Genomic DNA, 17,531 nt, shown 5'->3' on the forward strand with positions numbered 1-17,531 from the left:
AACAGCACAGAACAACCGTTTATCCAGGAGCGAAACAGTTGCAAAGTGATAGCTGATATCTACATTTTTGAGCTTCGCGGCGGCAAATGGCAATACATCAAATCCCGTCGCCGTACTCGAAAGTATGGTGAATCCCATTAAAATGCTGATCCATATCCATCGCCGGCTTGTCGCTCTCCGGCTTGCCGACGATGCGCGCCGGTACGCCTGCGGCGGTGGTATGCGGCGGCACAGGTTGCAGCACCACGGAACCGGCGCCAATCTTCGCCCCGCGCCCGACTTCGATATTGCCGAGGATCTTCGCCCCGGCGCCAATCATCACGCCTTCGCGAATTTTCGGGTGACGGTCGCCGCTAGTTTTGCCGGTACCGCCGAGGGTGACGGACTGCAGAATGGATACGTCGTCTTCAATCACCGCCGTTTCACCGACCACGATACCGGTGGCGTGGTCGAGCATGATCCCACGGCCAATCTTCGCCGCCGGATGGATATCGACCTGGAAAGAGACGGAGACCTGGTTTTGCAGGAAAATAGCCAGCGCGCGACGCCCCTGATTCCACAGCCAGTGGCCAATGCGGTAGGCCTGCAGCGCATGGAAGCCTTTCAGGTAGAGCAAAGGCGTTGAGTATTTATCGACCGCAGGGTCACGGGTACGTACCGCCTGGATATCGCAGGCGGCGGAAGCGATCATCTCCGGGTCAGCGGCATAGGCCTCTTCCACCACTTCGCGAATGGCGATAGCGGGCATAATCGGCGAGGCCAGCTTATTCGCCAGCATATAGCTCAGGGCGCTGCCCAGATTTTCGTGCTTGAGTAGCGTTGCGTGGTAAAAACTGGCGAGCATCGGCTCACAGTCGGCCAAAGCCCGGGCTTCGGCTTTAATATTGTTCCAGACGATATCCAGTTCTTCACACGGCATTGCATACTCCAGACGGTAAGAATTATGACCGGTCAGTTCTTCGCTGACCGGGTCATACAGGTAACAGACTTTCCCTGCGGCTAGTTGGCGCTGCGTTCGTCCTTGCGTGCGCGACCTAATAAGGTCAATGCTGCCTCGCGCGCAATTTTTCCGCAATACAATACCTGATAAATTTCCTCGGTTATTGGCATTTCGACGCCTAAACGCTGCGCCAGAACGCGAACCTCTTTGGTATTGCGATAGCCTTCAACCACCTGGCCAATCTTGTCCTGCGCGCTTTGCACGTCCATGCCCTGTCCGAGCATCATGCCAAAACGGCGGTTTCGCGATTGGTTATCGGTACAGGTCAGTACCAGGTCGCCCAACCCGGCCATGCCCATGAAGGTTTCCGGATCGGCGCCCAGCGCCGCGCCGAGACGGGACATTTCCACCAGCCCACGGGTGATCAACGCCGTACGGGCATTCGCGCCAAAGCCGATACCGTCAGACATTCCGGCGCCGATGGCGATAACGTTTTTCACCGCGCCGCCCAGCTGTACGCCGATAAAGTCCGGGTTGATGTAGACGCGGAAGCTTTTACCGCAGTGCAACAGGCGCTGAAGGTCTTCCGCAAACTGCGGATCCGTCGCCGCCAGCGAAATCGCCGTCGGCAGGCCGGCGGCCAGCTCTTTGGCGAAAGTCGGACCGGAGATGACCGCTAATGGGATGTCATCGCCCAGCGCTTCACGCGCCACGTCCTGCAGCAGACGGCCGGTTTCGGCCTCCAGACCTTTCGTCGCCCACACCAGACGCGCATCGGAACGCATCAGCGGTTTAATCTGGCGCAGAACCTGGCCGAAGACATGGCTCGGCACCACCACGAGGATATCGCGGCTGGCGGCCAGCGCCGTCGCTAAATCGCTCTCAAGGCGCAGCGTGTCCGGGAAGGACACATCGGGAAGGAACGCGGCGTTGCAGCGATCGTGTTGCAGCGTCGCGATATGTTTCGGGTCATGACCCCAGAGGACGACCTCGTGGCCATTTCTTGCCAGGGTGATGGCAAGAGCGGTGCCGTAAGAGCCGGCACCGATCACAGTCATTGCAGCATTAAGCGCGTTCATCAGGCATCCTGATGTTGTTCAGCACCTTCGCCAGCCTGCTGTTGCAGATAGTTCATAAACAGCGCGTCAAAGTTCACCGGCGCAAGGTTCAGTTGCGGGAAGGTGCCGCGGGAAACCAGGCTGGTAACGGTCTCGCGAGCGTACGGGAACAGAATGTTCGGGCAGTACGCGCCGAGGCAGTGCGCCATCTGGTTGCCATCGATGCCGTCGATGGAGAAGATGCCGCCCTGCTGTACTTCGCACAGGAATGCGGTTTCTTCGCCCAGCGAAGCAGTTACGGTGACACGCAGCACCACTTCATAAACGCCTTCAGCCAGCTGGCTGGAAGCGGTATCCAGATCAAGTTTAACTTCAGGCTGCCAATCTTTCTGGAAAACTTGCGGCGCATTTGGCGCTTCGAAGGAAACGTCTTTGGTGTAGATGCGCTGAATCTGGAAAGTCATTTCGGTGCTGTTTTGTTCTGACATAGTAAAACCCTTTCGTGTTGTCCTTAAATACGCGCCCCTGAATGGGGAAAGCGTAAAAATTAGCGCAAGAGGGGATCAAGTCCACCACGTGAATCAAGCGCATACAAGTCGTCACAGCCGCCAATGTGCTGCGCATCAATAAAAATCTGCGGAACCGTCGTCCGGCCGCTGCGCTGGATCATCTCTTCGCGCTTCGCGGCATCGCCATCGATAGGCAGTTCGTTGAACGTCACGCCCTTGCTGTTCAGCAGCGCTTTGGCACGGATGCAGAACGGGCAGGTCGCTTTGGTATAGATCTCAATATTGGCCATGACTCACTCCTGTTTTTACCCCGAGGGATTTTACGCCGCAGAGGCTCCCCGCCGCCTGAGAGGTTATCGGGGGAACCGCTGCGCCATAACGACGCGGGGGTAAATTATTTGCCGCGTACCAGCGGAAGGTTCTCGCCGCTCCAGCCTGCGATGCCTTCTTTCAGTACAAAGACTTTTTCGAATCCGGCTTTATTCAGCAGGCTGGCAGGTTCTTGCGCCTGCATGCCGGACCCATCCACAACAATAATGGGTTGTGCTTTGTGTTTTTCCAACTCGCCGACGTTATTTGCTTTGATATCGGCAGGCAGCAGGTTGATAGCGCCGGCGATATGGCCTTTACGGAAGTCGTCACGCTGACGCAGGTCGACAACAACGGCTTCTTCTTTGTTGATAAGACGCGTCGCTTCACCACGGGTGATGACTTTAACTTTCGACATCAAGCCCTTAAAGGTGGTGAACAGTACCGCACCCAGCAGCGCGATCCACGCGATGCTCAGGACCGGGTGACGGCCGATGAATTGCATAATTTCTTGCATGGGGGGTTACAACTCCCGACTAAGTGATAAAAAAAACCAGGGAAGGAGTATACCTGTGCATTGCGGCAAATACAGCCAGTGAGCGCGATGTAATGTATTTTCTGCGGCCCGTCACGAAAAAAAAGCCGACTTCGCCATCGGCTCTGGCGCCGCCCCTTCCCTTTCTTTGATCTTTTACGGTGATTTGATCGATTCAGCTGTAGTAAAATTACGCAAATTTTCTGTCTTTGAGCATGAGGTTGTCGCAATGTCGGTTACTAAAAAACCTATGGTACTGGTGATTCTGGATGGCTACGGCTACCGTGAAGACCAACAGGATAACGCCATTTATAGCGCGAAAACGCCGGTAATGGACGCGCTGTGGGCAAAACGTCCGCACACCCTGATTGACGCATCCGGTCTGGAAGTCGGCCTGCCTGACCGCCAGATGGGTAACTCCGAAGTGGGCCACGTAAACCTCGGCGCGGGTCGTATCGTGTATCAGGATCTGACCCGTCTGGACGTTGAAATCAAAGAACGCACCTTCTTCGCCAATCCGGTGCTGACCGGCGCGGTCGACAAAGCCGTCGCCGCCGGTAAAGCGGTACACATCATGGGCCTGATGTCGCCAGGCGGCGTTCACAGCCACGAAGACCACATCATGGCGATGGTAGAACTGGCAGCCGAACGCGGCGCAGAGAAAATCTATCTGCACGCTTTCCTCGATGGCCGCGACACGCCGCCGCGCAGCGCTGAAGCCACGCTGGCTAAATTCGAAGCTAAATTCACCGCGCTGGGCAAAGGCCGTATCGCCTCTATCATCGGCCGCTACTACGCCATGGACCGCGACAACCGCTGGGATCGCGTAGAACAAGCCTATGACCTGATGACGCTGGCCAAAGGCGAATTCCAGGCCGACACCGCGGTGGCGGGCCTGCAGGCAGCCTACGCCCGTGATGAAAACGACGAGTTCGTCAAAGCGACCGTTATCCGCGCCGTGGGCCAGGCCGATGCCGCGATGGAAGACGGCGACGCGCTGATCTTCATGAACTTCCGCGCTGACCGCGCGCGCGAAATCACCCGCGCCTTCGTTAACGCCGACTTCGACGGCTTCGCGCGTAAGAAAGTCGTTAACCTCGATTTCGTGATGCTGACCGAATACGCCGCCGACATCAAAGTCGCTTGCGCTTATCCGCCAGCTTCACTGGTTAACACTTTCGGCGAGTGGATGGCGAAGCACGACAAAACCCAGCTGCGCATCTCCGAAACCGAGAAATATGCGCACGTGACCTTCTTCTTTAACGGCGGCGTAGAAGATCCGTTCAAAGGCGAAGACCGTATTCTGATTAACTCGCCGAAGGTTGCCACTTACGATCTGCAGCCGGAAATGAGCTCTGCCGAGCTGACCGAAAAACTGGTTGCGGCCATCAAAGGCGGCCAGTATGACACCATCATCTGTAACTACCCGAATGGCGATATGGTTGGCCATACCGGGGTGATGGAAGCGGCGGTGAAAGCGGTTGAAGCGCTGGATCACTGTATCGAACAAGTGGCCGCGGCCGTTGAATCCGTCGGCGGTCAGCTGCTGATCACCGCCGACCACGGCAACGCCGAGCAAATGCGCGATCCGGCGACCGGACAGGCGCACACCGCGCATACTAACCTGCCGGTTCCGCTGATCTACGTTGGCGACAAAACCGTGAAAGTAGCCGAAGGCGGCAAGCTTTCCGACATCGCGCCAACCATGCTATCGCTGATGGGAATGGAAATCCCGCAAGAGATGACTGGCAAGCCGCTGTTCATCGTGGAATAATCCTTCCCCATGAGGGGAAAGGCGACTTATTCAAATACATGGATCGCAACGGCTGTTCGATCCGTTCTTTACGCCAGCGCGCTTAGCGCTGGCGTATTGCTGTGCGCCGCATCCGCTCACGCCGATGACCGCGACCAGCTGAAATCCATTCAGGCCGATATCGCCGCCAAACAGCGCGCGATTCAGCAACAGCAGCAGCAACGTTCCTCTCTGCTCGCCCAGCTAAAAGCGCAGGAAGAGGCGATCTCCGCCGCCGCGCGTAAGCTGCGTGAAACTCAGGATACCCTCAACCAGCTCAATAAGCAGATCGACGAGATGAACGCGTCTATCGCTAAGCTGGAGCGCCAGCGTGCCTCCCAGGAACGTAACCTCGCCGCGCAGCTTGACGCCGCCTTCCGCCAGGGGCCGCATACCGGCATGCAGATGATCCTCAGCGGCGAAGAGGGGCAGCGCAACCAGCGCCTGCAGGCCTATTTTGGTTACTTTAACCAGGCCCGTCAGGAGACCATCGCCCAGCTCAAGCAGACGCGCGAAGAAGTCGCGGTACAGAAATCGATGCTGGAAGAAAAACAAAGCCAGCAGCAAACGCTGGTTTACGAGCAAAAAGCGCAGCAGGCCAAGCTTGAGCAGGCGCGCAACGAGCGTAAAAAGACGCTCTCCAGCCTCGAATCCTCCATTCAGAAAGGCCAACAGCAGCTCAGCGAACTGCGCGCTAACGAATCGCGCCTGCGCGGCCGCATCGCCCAGGCGGAAGCGGCAGCCAAAGCCCGCGCCGATCGCGAGGCTCGTGATGCTCAGGCGGTACGCGACCGTCAGCAGGAAGCCTCGCGCAAAGGCACCACCTATAAACCAACCGAAAGCGAACGTTCATTGATGTCGCGAACCGGCGGCCTCGGCGCGCCGCGCGGTCAGGCCTTCTGGCCGGTTCGCGGAACAATTCTTCATCGTTATGGCGAACAGCTGCAAGGTGAACTACGTTGGAAAGGGATGGTTATCGCTGCGTCTGAGGGCACCGAAGTCAAAGCCATTGCCGACGGTCGGGTGATCCTCGCCGACTGGCTACAGGGCTACGGCCTGGTGGTCGTCGTTGAACACGGCAAAGGCGACATGAGTCTTTACGGCTATAACCAAAGCGCGCTGGTCAGCGTCGGTACCCAGGTCCGCGCGGGCCAGGCTATCGCGCTGGTAGGCAGTAGCGGCGGTCAGGGTCGTCCGTCGCTCTATTTCGAAATTCGCCGCCAGGGTCAGGCGGTCAATCCACAGCCGTGGTTGGGAAGATAAGTTTTGCTTCAATTTCGCATGATTGCACTTGCTGTAGCCGGTTCACTGGCTATTGCTGCGCCGGTTTTCGCCGGTAAACTCTCTATCGTTATCGATGATTTCGGCTACCGTCCGCAGACGGAAAATAAGGTGCTGGCGCTGCCGCCCACCATCTCCGTTGCCGTGCTGCCGAATGCCCCCCACGCCCGGGAAATGGCCACCAAAGCACATAATCTGGGCCATGAAGTATTGATCCACCTGCCGATGGCGCCGCTCAGCAAGCAACCGCTGGAAAAAGACACCCTGCGCCCGGATATGAGCAGCGATGAGATCGAACGTATTATTCGTGAGGCTTACGGTAAAGTGCCTTACGCGGTCGGGTTGAACAACCACATGGGTAGCGCCATGACTTCTAACCTGTTCGGCATGCAGAAGGTGATGCAGGCGCTGGAACGCTACAATCTCTATTTTCTCGATAGTGTGACTATCGGCAACACCCAGGCCATGCGTGCCGCTCAGGGAACCGGCGTGAAGGTAATTAAACGCAAAGTGTTTCTCGACGACACCCAGAACGAGGCGGACATCCGCACTCAGTTCAATCGCGCCATCGCGCTGGCGCGGCGTAACGGTTCGGCTATCGCCATTGGTCATCCCCATCCTTCAACGGTGCGGGTACTACAGCAAATGGTTTATAACCTGCCGCCAGATATCACGCTGGTGCGCCCGAGCAGCCTGCTAAACGAACCGCAGGTCGACAACTCGACGCCGAACACGCCTGCCCAGCCAAACGTGCCGCAGCAGCAGAAGCCGCGTAACCCGTTCCACGGCGTGAAGTACTGCAAACCGAAGCGTCCGCTGGAGCCGGTGAACGCCAGCCGCTTCTTTAGCATTCTGAGCGAAAGCATCAGCCAGAGCGCACTGGTCCAGTATTACCAGCTTAAATGGCAGGGCTGGGATAGCCCCACCAACTAATCTTCATCAGGGATCCGTGCGCTTCTCCGTCACGGTTCCCTGCCGCTTACCGTCGTGAGCATACCAGGCTTTAAAATACTTCATGAAGCTGTACAAGGTGGCGTACAAGCCGGTTACTGCCCCCACTTTGCCGCTGCGCCACGCGCCGCTGAACAGATACCACTTAAAAAATGCGCCGATAGCGCTGATGATCCCGCGACTGAGCGACGGCCTGACCTTCTGCGCCTTCACCAGCCGGGTGGTATAGCTGTTGAGCTTGTTAAACACCTCATGCAGTGAATAGAAGGTGTCGTGGCGGACAAAGCCCGGCAGCCTTATCGAGGTCAGATGGCCGACCACCTGATCGTCTACCGGCCGCTGGTTAAAACTGGCCCGCTGGCGGTTGAACAGGCGTACCGGGTAATCCGGCGATGAGATGGGATAAATAGTCCGCACCTGTTCGCCAAGCACGAACCAGTAGCGCGGCAGGCGCCATGCACAACTGGGGTCCGGCTCCTCTCCCGCCTTAAGCGCCAGAATCGCCGCAACCACTTGTTCATCCAGAATTTCATCGCTATCCATACATAGCACCCAGTCATGGGTCGCCAGCGAGGTCGCATAGTTCATCTGCAGGCCGTGGGCGGCATAGGGGTGGTGATGAACCGTTATGCCAAACTGCTGACATATCTGCAGCGTTTCATCCGTACTGCCTGAATCAACGACAATAAACTCATCCGCCACCCGCAACAGCGGCGGCAAGACTTCCCGTAATAAGCGGGCCGAATTACAGGTAAGCAAGCATACTGAGAGCTTAAACATAGGGTTTATGCGATTAAACGAAGAGTAAACCAACTGTATAAACGAATAGGCAAAAGATCGATGCGGAAATAGTGCGGTAGATACGTATTATTTTAGAAATGTTATCCAAATCTAAATAAATCTACCTTGAGATAAATTTCATCACCTTGCCCGATACCGCCAGGTGTCAGTTATCGGGTTTGAGATGCTCCCTCCTGATGTACCCCCGTTTATCACTCATACGGTCCGCTTTGCTGTCATCGTAAAGAGCGGCATAGATCCAGTATTTGTTAATAGTGCGTATTTTAACCACCACGTCATCAGCCATAACGGAATATGTATTATTCGCATTATCATCTGGCCATTCTTTGAATGAATGCTGATTCCATTCATGCTGTAAATGATATGTCGTTAACCAAGGATAGCGTCCGTCCCCGCCGCAGGGGACCTGAGCATGCATATCGTCGATATTGGATACAGGTTTATTTTGCGCAGGAACAAAAGAAAGCAATACGGCGCTATAATTCTCACTGCTGCATTCAGTATACTGCGCGATATTGTTAACCAGCAGACTGCCCTGCTGGTTAACGTACCACTCGCGAAATCTGATAAAATTTTCCGGGATATCACTAAAGTTCTGCCGAATAAACAGCAACTGTTCTTTCAGCGTTCCCTTAACATATATATTGATGACTTTTTTAAATTTCCCCTGATCATCCAGCCAATAATAGCGAAATCCGAGGGCCGGAACATTAATGGTCGCATTATCGCTCCATTGCGCCTTCCAGTAGGCTTGCAGCACGCCATGTTCAAGCCTTTGCTCAGCCAGGATGCTGAAACTCATAAAAAACAGTAATGCCGGTAAAACAATACTCTTCAATTGCCAAAGACGGTTGATAAAAATAGGGTGCGCCATATATACCATCCTTGTTAAATGAAGATATGGCAGAATATAAATAAAACTGGGTTCAGTTCAATAGTGGCTGTGGTAATAACAAAAACTTTATTATCAATATATATGTGAAGAATATGCTGCCCATAAACTATGGGCAGCAAGAATGCTTATTAGCGTCATCCTGACGATAATAAGTTTAATCCCAGCTCAGTACCACTTTGCCAGACTGGCCGGAGCGCATCGCGTCAAAGCCTTTCTGGAAGTCATCAATACCGAAACGGTGGGTGATAATTGGCGAAAGATCGAGGCCAGACTGGATCAGCGCCGCCATCTTATACCAGGTTTCAAACATTTCGCGGCCGTAAATCCCTTTGATAAACAGCCCCTTGAAGATGACCTTGGTCCAGTCGATAGACATATCCGACGGAGGAATACCCAGCATCGCAATACGTCCGCCGTGGTTCATGGTATCAAGCATGGTGCGGAACGCCGGCGGCGCGCCGGACATCTCCAGACCCACGTCGAAGCCTTCGGTCATCCCCAGCTCCGCCATCACATCGTTCAGATTCTCTTTGGCGACGTTAACCGCACGGGTGACGCCCATTTTACGCGCCAGCTCCAGGCGATATTCGTTAACATCGGTAATCACCACGTTACGCGCGCCGACATGTTTCGCCACCGCCGCGGCCATCACGCCAATCGGGCCAGCGCCGGAAACCAGAACATCTTCACCGACCAGGTCGAAGGAGAGCGCGGTATGCACAGCGTTGCCGAACGGGTCGAAGATGGATGCCAGATCGTCAGAGATATTGTCCGGGATTTTGAAAGCGTTGAAGGCCGGGATCACCAGATATTCAGCGAAACAGCCCGGGCGGTTTACCCCCACGCCGATGGTATTACGGCACAGATGCGTGCGACCGCCGCGACAGTTACGGCAGTGTCCGCAGGTGATATGCCCTTCGCCGGAAACGCGATCGCCAAGCTTAAAGCCGCGAACTTCCTGACCGATACCCACGACTTCGCCGACATACTCATGCCCCACCACCATTGGTACCGGGATGGTTTTCTGCGACCATTCGTCCCAGTTATAGATGTGTACGTCGGTACCGCAAATCGCGGTCTTACGGATTTTAATCAGCAGATCGTTATGGCCGACTTCCGGTTCCGGTACGTCGGTCATCCAGATGCCTTCTTCCGCTTTCAGTTTGGATAACGCTTTCATCTCACACCCTTATTAGGCGATGACGCCCAGTTGTTTGCCGATGCGGGTAAAGGCTTCCACCGCACGTTCAATTTGTTCAGGGGTATGCGCCGCCGACATCTGGGTGCGAATACGCGCCTGGCCTTTTGGAACCACCGGATAGAAGAAACCGGTGACGTAAATACCTTCTTTTTGCAATTCGCGCGCGAACTCCTGGGCGACGGTAGCTTCACCGAGCATCACCGGGATAATCGCGTGGTCGGCGCCTGCCAGGGTAAAGCCTGCTGCGGTCATTTTTTCGCGGAACAGGCGCGCGTTAGCCCACAGGCGATCGCGCAGTTCGCTGCCCGCTTCCACCATCTCCAGCACCTTGATGGAAGCGGCGACAATGGCCGGCGCCAGGGAGTTGGAGAACAGATAGGGACGAGAACGCTGGCGCAGCCACTCAACGACTTCTTTGCGCGCGGCGGTGTAACCGCCTGACGCGCCGCCCAGCGCTTTACCCAACGTGCCGGTGATGATGTCGACGCGGCCCATCACGTCGCAATATTCATGGGAACCGCGGCCGTTTTCGCCGACAAAGCCCACGGCGTGAGAATCATCGACCATCACCAGCGCATCATATTTATCCGCCAGGTCGCAGACGCCTTTCAGGTTGGCGATCACGCCGTCCATCGAGAAAACGCCATCGGTAGCGATCAGCACGTGGCGAGCGCCGGCTTCGCGCGCTTCTTTCAGACGCGCTTCCAGCTCCTGCATATCGTTGTTGGCATAGCGGAAACGCTTAGCTTTACACAGGCGCACGCCGTCGATGATCGACGCGTGGTTCAGGGCATCAGAGATAATGGCATCTTCCGGCCCCAGCAGCGTTTCAAACAGGCCGCCGTTGGCATCAAAGCAAGAGGAGTAGAGAATCGCGTCTTCCATACCGAGGAAATCCGCCAGCTTCTTCTCGAGCTGCTTATGTGTGTCCTGGGTACCGCAGATGAAGCGCACCGAGGCCATCCCGAAGCCGTGGCTGTCCATGCCGGATTTCGCCGCGGCAATCAGTTCCGGGTGGTTCGCCAGGCCCAGATAGTTGTTGGCGCAGAAGTTAATGACGTGGCTGTCGCCGACGGTGATGTCCGCCTGCTGAGCCGAAGTAATGATACGCTCTTCTTTAAACAACCCTTCCGCGCGCGCGGTATCCAGGTCATTGGTTAACTGTTTGTAGAAATCACCACGCATTGCAACTCTCCAGATTCGGCAAAATTTGGCACATATTACCCAAAGCTATACGTTGATACGAGATGATGCATGCCTGAATGAATAATTTGCAGCATAAATCACGCACGGCCAGCACCTTTTCGGCGAATGGCTGAAGCCTTTCGGATGTAGTGATATGATAGGAGTATTCATGTCCGGATTGTTTCCGGGCTTTCTACTTCAAAGGTACAGTTATGATCATCGTAACCGGCGGCGCAGGCTTTATCGGCAGCAACATCGTTAAAGCCCTGAATGACAAAGGCATCACCGATATTCTGGTTGTAGACAATCTGAAAGACGGCACCAAATTCGTAAACCTGGTGGATCTGGACATCGCTGACTACATGGATAAAGAAGATTTTCTGATCCAGATTATGGCCGGCGAAGAGTTTGGCGAGATTGAAGCGGTATTTCACGAAGGCGCCTGCTCTTCCACTACCGAGTGGGACGGCAAGTATGTGATGGATAACAACTATCAATACTCCAAAGAGGTGCTGCACTACTGCCTGGAGCGCGAAATCCCGTTCCTGTACGCCTCTTCCGCCGCCACCTACGGCGGGCGCACCAGCGACTTTATCGAGTCCCGCGAATTTGAAAAACCGCTGAACGTCTACGGCTACTCTAAATTCCTGTTCGACGAATACGTCCGTCAGATCCTGCCGGAAGCGGATTCGCAGATCGTCGGGTTCCGTTATTTCAACGTCTACGGGCCGCGCGAAGGGCACAAAGGCAGCATGGCGAGCGTGGCCTTCCACCTCAATACCCAGCTGAATAATGGCGAAAGTCCGAAACTGTTCGAAGGCAGCGACGGCTTCAAACGCGACTTCGTCTATGTCGGCGACGTCGCCGCGGTGAACCTGTGGTTCTGGGAAAATGGCGTTTCCGGTATCTTCAACCTCGGTACCGGCCGCGCGGAATCTTTCCAGGCCGTCGCCGATGCGACCCTGGCGTACCATAAGAAAGGCAGCATTGAATACATCCCGTTCCCGGACAAACTGAAAGGCCGCTATCAGGCATTCACGCAGGCCGACCTGACTAACCTGCGTAAAGCGGGCTATGACAAACCGTTCAAAACCGTTGCCGAAGGCGTAACGGAATATATGGCCTGGCTCAACCGCGACGCGTAAGAAACAAGCATGAAAATATTGGTGATAGGCCCGTCTTGGGTGGGCGACATGATGATGTCGCAAAGTCTTTATCGTACGCTCAGGGCGCGCTATCCCCAGGCGATTATCGACGTGATGGCGCCGGCATGGTGCCGTCCGTTGTTATCGCGCATGCCGGAAGTCAACGAAGCGATCGCCATGCCGCTCGGCCACGGCGCGCTGGCTATCGGCGAACGCCGCAAACTCGGCCACAGTCTGCGCGATCGTCGCTACGATCGCGCTTACGTGCTGCCGAACTCGTTTAAATCGGCATTGGTGCCATTCTTTGCCAACATCCCGCTGCGCACCGGCTGGCGCGGCGAGATGCGCTATGGCCTGCTTAACGACGCCCGCGTGCTGGATAAAGACGCCTGGCCGCTGATGGTGGAGCGCTACGTGGCGCTGGCCTACGACAACGGCGTCATGCGCTGCGCTAAAGACCTTCCGCAGCCGCTGCTATGGCCGCAGCTGCAGGTCAACGACGGCGAAAAATCACAGGCCTGCAACGCCTTTAATCTTTCAAACGATCGGCTCATTATCGGCTTCTGCCCCGGCGCAGAGTTCGGCCCTGCCAAACGCTGGCCGCATTACCACTACGCCGCGCTGGCGAAAAAGCTCATTGACGATGGTTATCAGATTGCGCTCTTCGGCTCGGCGAAAGATAACGATGCCGGCAAAGAGATCATCGCCGCGCTTAGCAGCGAGCAGCAGGCCTGGTGTCGTAACCTGGCTGGCGAAACCCAGCTGGAACAGGCCGTGATTCTGATTGCCGCCTGTCAGGCCGTGGTCAGCAACGATTCGGGGTTGATGCACGTCGCCGCCGCGCTGGACCGCCCGTTGGTGGCGCTTTACGGCCCAAGTAGCCCGGACTTTACCCCGCCCCTGTCGCATAAAGCGCGGGTTATTCGCCTGATTAGCGGCTACCACAAGGTGCGCAAAGGCGATGCCGCTGAGGGCTATCATCAAAGCCTGATCGACATCACTCCAGAACGCGTCCTGCAAGAGCTGAACGAACTGTTAGCGGAAAAAACCGAGCACGAGGAAGCGTAGCGGATGCGGGTATTGATCGTAAAAACCTCGTCCATGGGCGACGTGCTACACACGCTGCCCGCGCTAACCGACGCCGCGCAGGCCATCCCCGGTATCCGCTTTGACTGGGTGGTTGAAGAAGGCTTCGCGCAGATCCCTTCATGGCATGCCGCCGTCGAGCGGGTGATTCCGGTGGCGATTCGCCGCTGGCGCAAAGCCTGGTTTTCCGCGCCTATCAAAGCGGAAAGAAAGGCTTTTCGCGATGCCGTAAAGGCCGTCAACTACGATGCCATTATTGATGCGCAGGGGCTGGTGAAAAGCGCCGCGCTGGTAACGCGTCTGGCGCACGGCGTCAAACATGGCATGGACTGGCAGTCCGCCCGCGAGCCGCTGGCAAGCCTGTTTTATAACCGTCGCCACCATATTGCTGTCGAGCAGCACGCAGTAGAGCGTACGCGCGAACTGTTCGCCAAAAGCCTGGGCTATGCCAGGCCGCAAACGCAGGGTGATTACGCCATCGCGCGCCACTTTATTCGCCCTGACGCACCGGCAACAGAGCCGTATCTGGTCTTCCTGCATGCCACCACCCGCGATGATAAACACTGGCCGGAAGCATGCTGGCAAGCGCTTCTCGATCTACTGGCAGGTAGCGGCGTACGTATTAAGCTGCCGTGGGGCGCGCCGCACGAAGAGGCGCGGGCAAAACGGCTGGCGGAAGGACGCGATAACGTCGATGTACTGCCGCGCATGAGCCTTGAGCAGGTTGCGCAGATTCTGGCTGGCGCACGCGGCGTGGTTTCCGTCGACACCGGGTTGAGCCATCTGACCGCGGCGCTCGATAAACCCAATTTCACGCTCTACGGCCCAACCGATCCGGGACTGATTGGCGGATATGGTAAAAACCAGCATATTGTCCGCCCGCCGCACGGTAGCAGCACCGGCGATATTACCGCTGAGCATGTTCAGCAACTGTTGCAAGCACAGGGATTGGTTTAATGGGATCGCTATTCAAGCAAATTTATCGCTATACCCGCCCGCGCGCCTATCGCCACAATGAAAACCTGTGGCCGTGGGTAAAGATCCGCCGGGCGGAAAGCGGTGAAATTTGTGCCTTACAATACAAGGGCGAATCGGTACCGCTGTGTAGCCTAAGTGAATTAAAAAACGCTTTCTCCGGGCCAATGCTGCTCACCGCGACCGGCCCATCGATCAACGATGTCGATTTTTCGATTATCCCGTCATCGTTGCCGGTAATGGGCGTCAACGGCGCTTACTTTCTCGAAGGAAAGCTAGGGTTTTCTCTGTATCTGATCGTTGATATGGAGTTTTTTGATCGTAAACCCGAGGTTATCGCCGGTATTGTCAGTAATCCGCGAATCCTCTTTTTTACCACTACCCACGGTATTGCCAAAATCATTGAGCGCATCGGGCTCAACAATATTCAGTGTCGACTCGCCCTGATTGAAGATGCCTGTTATAAGATTTACCAGCCGAAGATCCCCGGAAACGATATCGCAACGGCCTTTAGCCGCTCCCCAAGTGCGCTTTTGCACCAGCACTTAAGCCATATTGGTTTCTCAACCGATATTCGCAAAGGGATATTTGATGCAGGAACGGTGGCTTACTGGGCGCTGCAGATTATCGCCTGGCTGGGATTCAACAGAATTATTATTGCCGGTCTGGATATGAATAATTTTGAGCAACCGCGATTTTATGAAAACGGCGACAATAAGCTCCCATCCTATCTCGCAGATAAAGTAGATGGTATGGTTTTCCCCGCCTTTGAACTCGCCAGCCGTCATTTACAGGCAAAGGGTATTACGGTAATTAATCTTTCCCTTAATAGCGCAATTCCTGAACAGGTATTTCCTAAAATGCCGTTATCTCAAGCGCTACATGAAGTGGCCTGAACGGCCACTTCATCATTCCATCACGATTCTTCCGCAGACTTTTCCGGCGATAACGCCGTGAAAACGGCTAACGCCACAATAAACATAATGATAAATCTGTCGTGGATAAACAGAGTATCGACGCAGCCAAAAAGAATCACCGGCGCGCCAATAAACGCCAATGCGCATTTCAGCGTCGCCTTTCTGAAAACATAGAGCAGCATCGCGCCATACAACGCCAGCAGGAAGAGGCCGCCAATAACGCCCTGTAGCGACATGGTTTCGATCAAATCATTATGAAGATGATAAACAATGTTGCGCAGCCCCTCGGGATTCCCCTGCTCTTTCTCATACATCAATTGCGAGAGGATCTGGAAACGCTGCTGCGAGCTTACGCCACCGGGATGAGCAATAATTTCATAGATCCCGGTATGCCACATACTGAGCCGGGAACCCATCGAGGTATTGTTATCGCTTTGATAATCCGAGATCTCGGTGACCGCTTCACTCGCCCGATCTTTCAGCGAGGGAAACGCCAACTCAATCACTGCCAGGCCAGCAACCAACAGCATCAGGCACGCCAGCGCTGATTTTTTCTTCGACATCACGTTACCGGTCAGTAAGGCATAGAGCAGTACCGCCGGATAAATAAGCAGCGCCGAGCGAGTTTCGGTCAGAAAAATAATCCACAGCGAGAAAAATATCACACCGCTGGCAATATAGTTGCGATAGCGGATATTGACGCAAGCTAAAGCATACAGCGTCAATAACGAGTATATCGTATAAAGATAGGCGCTTAAGGTTGCGGAGTTATCGATTCTCAGGCGATCGCCGGAAACAAAAAAATGATAATGTAAAGCGTATAGCGTCAATACTGAAAAGCCCGCGACTAATGCGTAACTCAAGCTTTTGCCATATTGTATTGCTGTTGTCCGTAATACCGCTGGCAAGAGTAGCATCATCACCGAGCCGATCATCAAATAAGCGCCTGAGCGAGGATAGCTAACATCAGCCATATAAATTTCAGACGGATTACCCGGAAAGCGATATGACCAAATAAGCTGTGAGGCCCCTAACATCAATAACGTCAGAGACAGAAATATCTCCTCTTTTTTAAAAGTAAGACGCTTTCTGTTAATTACGGCATAAATTAAGGTAATCACCGAAGACAGGTAAAAAAGATTCCTACCCATGATTTTCTCCGGCATCACAAAAACACATGACAATATTGCCAGAAGCAATATTGTCACAGGCGACATCACTTTACTCATAAATAATTAAGCTTTCTCAAATGGTGGCACCCAGGCTTCACCGCAGTCCCAAGGACGTGGTTTTCCATGGAAACAGACAATTCGCGTCCCCGCAGGCACGGTGCCATCACCGGTGGCATGTTCATTCTTCTTCTTATGAATGACATGCTTTTTATAGCTAACGATCTGTCCGGGTAAAATGTCCTGCCAGATAGCGGCGTGTGGATAGATTTTGCTGATAAACTCCTGGTCGCCACCGCTCTGATAGCGCGTCATGAATAGCTCAGGATAGCGCTTAAACGCTTCCCAGACCTTGTACTTTTCCTCATGCGGAACGCGCATGATGGCGGAGTTTTTCGTTTTCTGAGGAAAGAAAAAATCACTCAGCATGGTCAGCTGTTTATTTGCCAGAATATCGCTAATATCACCGACAACGACGACATCTAAATCAAGATAAAAAATATCTTCGGCAACCGAATCCGGATTAAACATCTCGATTTTTGACCACCAACCTGGCAAATCTTCAGTTAGTTTAATGGTGTTAACGCCAGGAATAGTTAAATCGGTAAAGCACACTTTCTCGATGTCTGCTGGCAATTGTTTGTATAACCACTGCACATGGCTTTGGTTATAATCACCGCCAGAGCGTAGTACGGTTGCTATCTTCATAAAACCTCAGTATCTTAATAATTCAGGCGTTAATTATTCATTAGACTGATGATATTACACCAGATTAACGCCGC

Annotated in this window: 18 protein-coding genes; 7 read left to right on the forward strand and 11 right to left on the reverse strand. The window is 54.5% G+C overall.

Annotated elements, in window-relative coordinates:
• Positions 1 to 97: 97 nt before the first annotated feature.
• The 5 genes from cysE to ABLV17_RS02455 all read right to left on the reverse strand — a co-directional run bounded on the left by cysE (position 98) and on the right by ABLV17_RS02455 (position 3,333).
• Positions 98 to 919 (reverse strand): serine O-acetyltransferase, encoded by an 822-nt coding sequence (gene cysE / locus ABLV17_RS02435; protein ID WP_004106845.1) that lies wholly within the window; start codon positions 917 to 919, stop codon positions 98 to 100.
• Positions 920 to 999: 80 nt separating this feature from the next.
• Entirely contained in the window at positions 1,000 to 2,019 is a 1,020-nt protein-coding gene (gene gpsA / locus ABLV17_RS02440; protein ID WP_308957650.1) for an NAD(P)H-dependent glycerol-3-phosphate dehydrogenase, read from the reverse strand.
• A complete protein-coding gene (secB, locus tag ABLV17_RS02445; protein ID WP_015369180.1) occupies positions 2,019 to 2,486 on the reverse strand; it encodes a protein-export chaperone SecB in 468 nt (155 codons plus the stop codon). Before secB ends, gpsA begins: the two co-directional genes overlap by 1 nt.
• A gap of 59 nt (positions 2,487 to 2,545) precedes the next feature.
• The gene (gene grxC / locus ABLV17_RS02450) at positions 2,546 to 2,797 is read right to left on the reverse strand and encodes a glutaredoxin 3 (protein WP_015369179.1); all 252 of its coding nucleotides are present in this window, start codon (positions 2,795 to 2,797) and stop codon (positions 2,546 to 2,548) included.
• A gap of 104 nt (positions 2,798 to 2,901) precedes the next feature.
• Entirely contained in the window at positions 2,902 to 3,333 is a 432-nt protein-coding gene (locus ABLV17_RS02455; protein ID WP_015369178.1) for a rhodanese-like domain-containing protein, read from the reverse strand.
• 247 nt (positions 3,334 to 3,580) lie between these two features.
• Between ABLV17_RS02455 and gpmM the strand changes: the two genes are divergently transcribed.
• The 3 genes from gpmM to ABLV17_RS02470 are packed head-to-tail and all read left to right on the forward strand — an operon-like array spanning position 3,581 to position 7,357.
• Positions 3,581 to 5,125, forward strand: coding sequence for a 2,3-bisphosphoglycerate-independent phosphoglycerate mutase (gpmM, locus tag ABLV17_RS02460; protein ID WP_308957649.1), 1,545 nt, complete (start codon positions 3,581 to 3,583; stop codon positions 5,123 to 5,125).
• 9 nt (positions 5,126 to 5,134) lie between these two features.
• Positions 5,135 to 6,406: a murein hydrolase activator EnvC gene (gene envC, locus ABLV17_RS02465; protein ID WP_045390637.1), complete on the forward strand. Its 1,272-nt coding sequence runs from the start codon at positions 5,135 to 5,137 to the stop codon at positions 6,404 to 6,406.
• Between the two features lie 3 nt (positions 6,407 to 6,409).
• Complete coding sequence (locus ABLV17_RS02470) at positions 6,410 to 7,357, forward strand: divergent polysaccharide deacetylase family protein (protein WP_045390634.1); 948 nt, start codon at positions 6,410 to 6,412, stop codon at positions 7,355 to 7,357.
• A gap of 6 nt (positions 7,358 to 7,363) precedes the next feature.
• Here the strand turns inward: ABLV17_RS02470 and ABLV17_RS02475 are convergent, their stop codons facing one another.
• The 4 genes from ABLV17_RS02475 to kbl form a co-directional block, all read right to left on the reverse strand.
• Positions 7,364 to 8,155 (reverse strand): glycosyltransferase family 2 protein, encoded by a 792-nt coding sequence (locus tag ABLV17_RS02475; RefSeq protein ID WP_087858941.1) that lies wholly within the window; start codon positions 8,153 to 8,155, stop codon positions 7,364 to 7,366.
• Between the two features lie 166 nt (positions 8,156 to 8,321).
• The gene (locus tag ABLV17_RS02480) at positions 8,322 to 9,050 is read right to left on the reverse strand and encodes a hypothetical protein (protein WP_213317601.1); all 729 of its coding nucleotides are present in this window, start codon (positions 9,048 to 9,050) and stop codon (positions 8,322 to 8,324) included.
• Positions 9,051 to 9,225: 175 nt separating this feature from the next.
• Positions 9,226 to 10,251: an L-threonine 3-dehydrogenase gene (gene tdh / locus ABLV17_RS02485; protein WP_015369171.1), complete on the reverse strand. Its 1,026-nt coding sequence runs from the start codon at positions 10,249 to 10,251 to the stop codon at positions 9,226 to 9,228.
• Positions 10,252 to 10,263: 12 nt separating this feature from the next.
• Positions 10,264 to 11,457 carry a glycine C-acetyltransferase gene (gene kbl / locus ABLV17_RS02490; RefSeq protein WP_113374040.1) on the reverse strand — a complete coding sequence of 398 codons (1,194 nt, stop codon included), beginning with the start codon at positions 11,455 to 11,457 and terminating at the stop codon, positions 10,264 to 10,266.
• Between the two features lie 212 nt (positions 11,458 to 11,669).
• Here kbl and rfaD point away from each other — a divergent pair, with 212 nt between their 5' ends.
• The 4 genes from rfaD to ABLV17_RS02510 are packed head-to-tail and all read left to right on the forward strand — an operon-like array spanning position 11,670 to position 15,559.
• Positions 11,670 to 12,602: an ADP-glyceromanno-heptose 6-epimerase gene (gene rfaD, locus ABLV17_RS02495; RefSeq protein ID WP_045390625.1), complete on the forward strand. Its 933-nt coding sequence runs from the start codon at positions 11,670 to 11,672 to the stop codon at positions 12,600 to 12,602.
• Positions 12,603 to 12,611: 9 nt separating this feature from the next.
• Positions 12,612 to 13,670, forward strand: a complete 1,059-nt coding sequence (rfaF, locus tag ABLV17_RS02500; RefSeq protein WP_308957648.1) for an ADP-heptose--LPS heptosyltransferase RfaF — start codon at positions 12,612 to 12,614, stop codon at positions 13,668 to 13,670.
• A gap of 3 nt (positions 13,671 to 13,673) precedes the next feature.
• On the forward strand, positions 13,674 to 14,645 hold the full coding sequence (rfaC, locus tag ABLV17_RS02505) for a lipopolysaccharide heptosyltransferase RfaC (RefSeq protein WP_087858938.1): 972 nt from the start codon (positions 13,674 to 13,676) through the stop codon (positions 14,643 to 14,645).
• On the forward strand, positions 14,645 to 15,559 hold the full coding sequence (locus tag ABLV17_RS02510; protein ID WP_087858937.1) for a sugar glycosyltransferase: 915 nt from the start codon (positions 14,645 to 14,647) through the stop codon (positions 15,557 to 15,559). The genes rfaC and ABLV17_RS02510 overlap by 1 nt, the downstream gene beginning before the upstream one ends.
• A gap of 20 nt (positions 15,560 to 15,579) precedes the next feature.
• Here the strand turns inward: ABLV17_RS02510 and ABLV17_RS02515 are convergent, their stop codons facing one another.
• On the reverse strand, positions 15,580 to 16,443 hold the full coding sequence (locus ABLV17_RS02515; protein WP_348854071.1) for an O-antigen ligase family protein: 864 nt from the start codon (positions 16,441 to 16,443) through the stop codon (positions 15,580 to 15,582).
• A 372-nt stretch (positions 16,444 to 16,815) separates the two neighbouring features.
• A complete protein-coding gene (locus tag ABLV17_RS02520) occupies positions 16,816 to 17,457 on the reverse strand; it encodes a hypothetical protein (protein WP_045386549.1) in 642 nt (213 codons plus the stop codon).
• Positions 17,458 to 17,531: the final 74 nt, after the last annotated feature.

The sequence above is a fragment of the Klebsiella sp. CN_Kp091 genome, from assembly GCF_040065095.1.
GTDB lineage: Bacteria > Pseudomonadota > Gammaproteobacteria > Enterobacterales > Enterobacteriaceae > Klebsiella > Klebsiella aerogenes.

Coding starts and splice junctions, on each gene's coding strand:
- cysE (WP_004106845.1), bottom strand. CDS start 919: ATGCCGTGTGAAGAACTGGATATCGTCTGGAACAATATTAAAGCCGAA.
- gpsA (WP_308957650.1), bottom strand. CDS start 2,019: ATGAACGCGCTTAATGCTGCAATGACTGTGATCGGTGCCGGCTCTTAC.
- secB (WP_015369180.1), bottom strand. CDS start 2,486: ATGTCAGAACAAAACAGCACCGAAATGACTTTCCAGATTCAGCGCATC.
- grxC (WP_015369179.1), bottom strand. CDS start 2,797: ATGGCCAATATTGAGATCTATACCAAAGCGACCTGCCCGTTCTGCATC.
- ABLV17_RS02455 (WP_015369178.1), bottom strand. CDS start 3,333: ATGCAAGAAATTATGCAATTCATCGGCCGTCACCCGGTCCTGAGCATC.
- gpmM (WP_308957649.1), top strand. CDS start 3,581: ATGTCGGTTACTAAAAAACCTATGGTACTGGTGATTCTGGATGGCTAC.
- envC (WP_045390637.1), top strand. CDS start 5,135: ATGAGGGGAAAGGCGACTTATTCAAATACATGGATCGCAACGGCTGTT.
- ABLV17_RS02475 (WP_087858941.1), bottom strand. CDS start 8,155: ATGTTTAAGCTCTCAGTATGCTTGCTTACCTGTAATTCGGCCCGCTTA.
- ABLV17_RS02480 (WP_213317601.1), bottom strand. CDS start 9,050: ATGGCGCACCCTATTTTTATCAACCGTCTTTGGCAATTGAAGAGTATT.
- tdh (WP_015369171.1), bottom strand. CDS start 10,251: ATGAAAGCGTTATCCAAACTGAAAGCGGAAGAAGGCATCTGGATGACC.
- kbl (WP_113374040.1), bottom strand. CDS start 11,457: ATGCGTGGTGATTTCTACAAACAGTTAACCAATGACCTGGATACCGCG.
- rfaD (WP_045390625.1), top strand. CDS start 11,670: ATGATCATCGTAACCGGCGGCGCAGGCTTTATCGGCAGCAACATCGTT.
- rfaF (WP_308957648.1), top strand. CDS start 12,612: ATGAAAATATTGGTGATAGGCCCGTCTTGGGTGGGCGACATGATGATG.
- rfaC (WP_087858938.1), top strand. CDS start 13,674: ATGCGGGTATTGATCGTAAAAACCTCGTCCATGGGCGACGTGCTACAC.
- ABLV17_RS02510 (WP_087858937.1), top strand. CDS start 14,645: ATGGGATCGCTATTCAAGCAAATTTATCGCTATACCCGCCCGCGCGCC.
- ABLV17_RS02520 (WP_045386549.1), bottom strand. CDS start 17,457: ATGAAGATAGCAACCGTACTACGCTCTGGCGGTGATTATAACCAAAGC.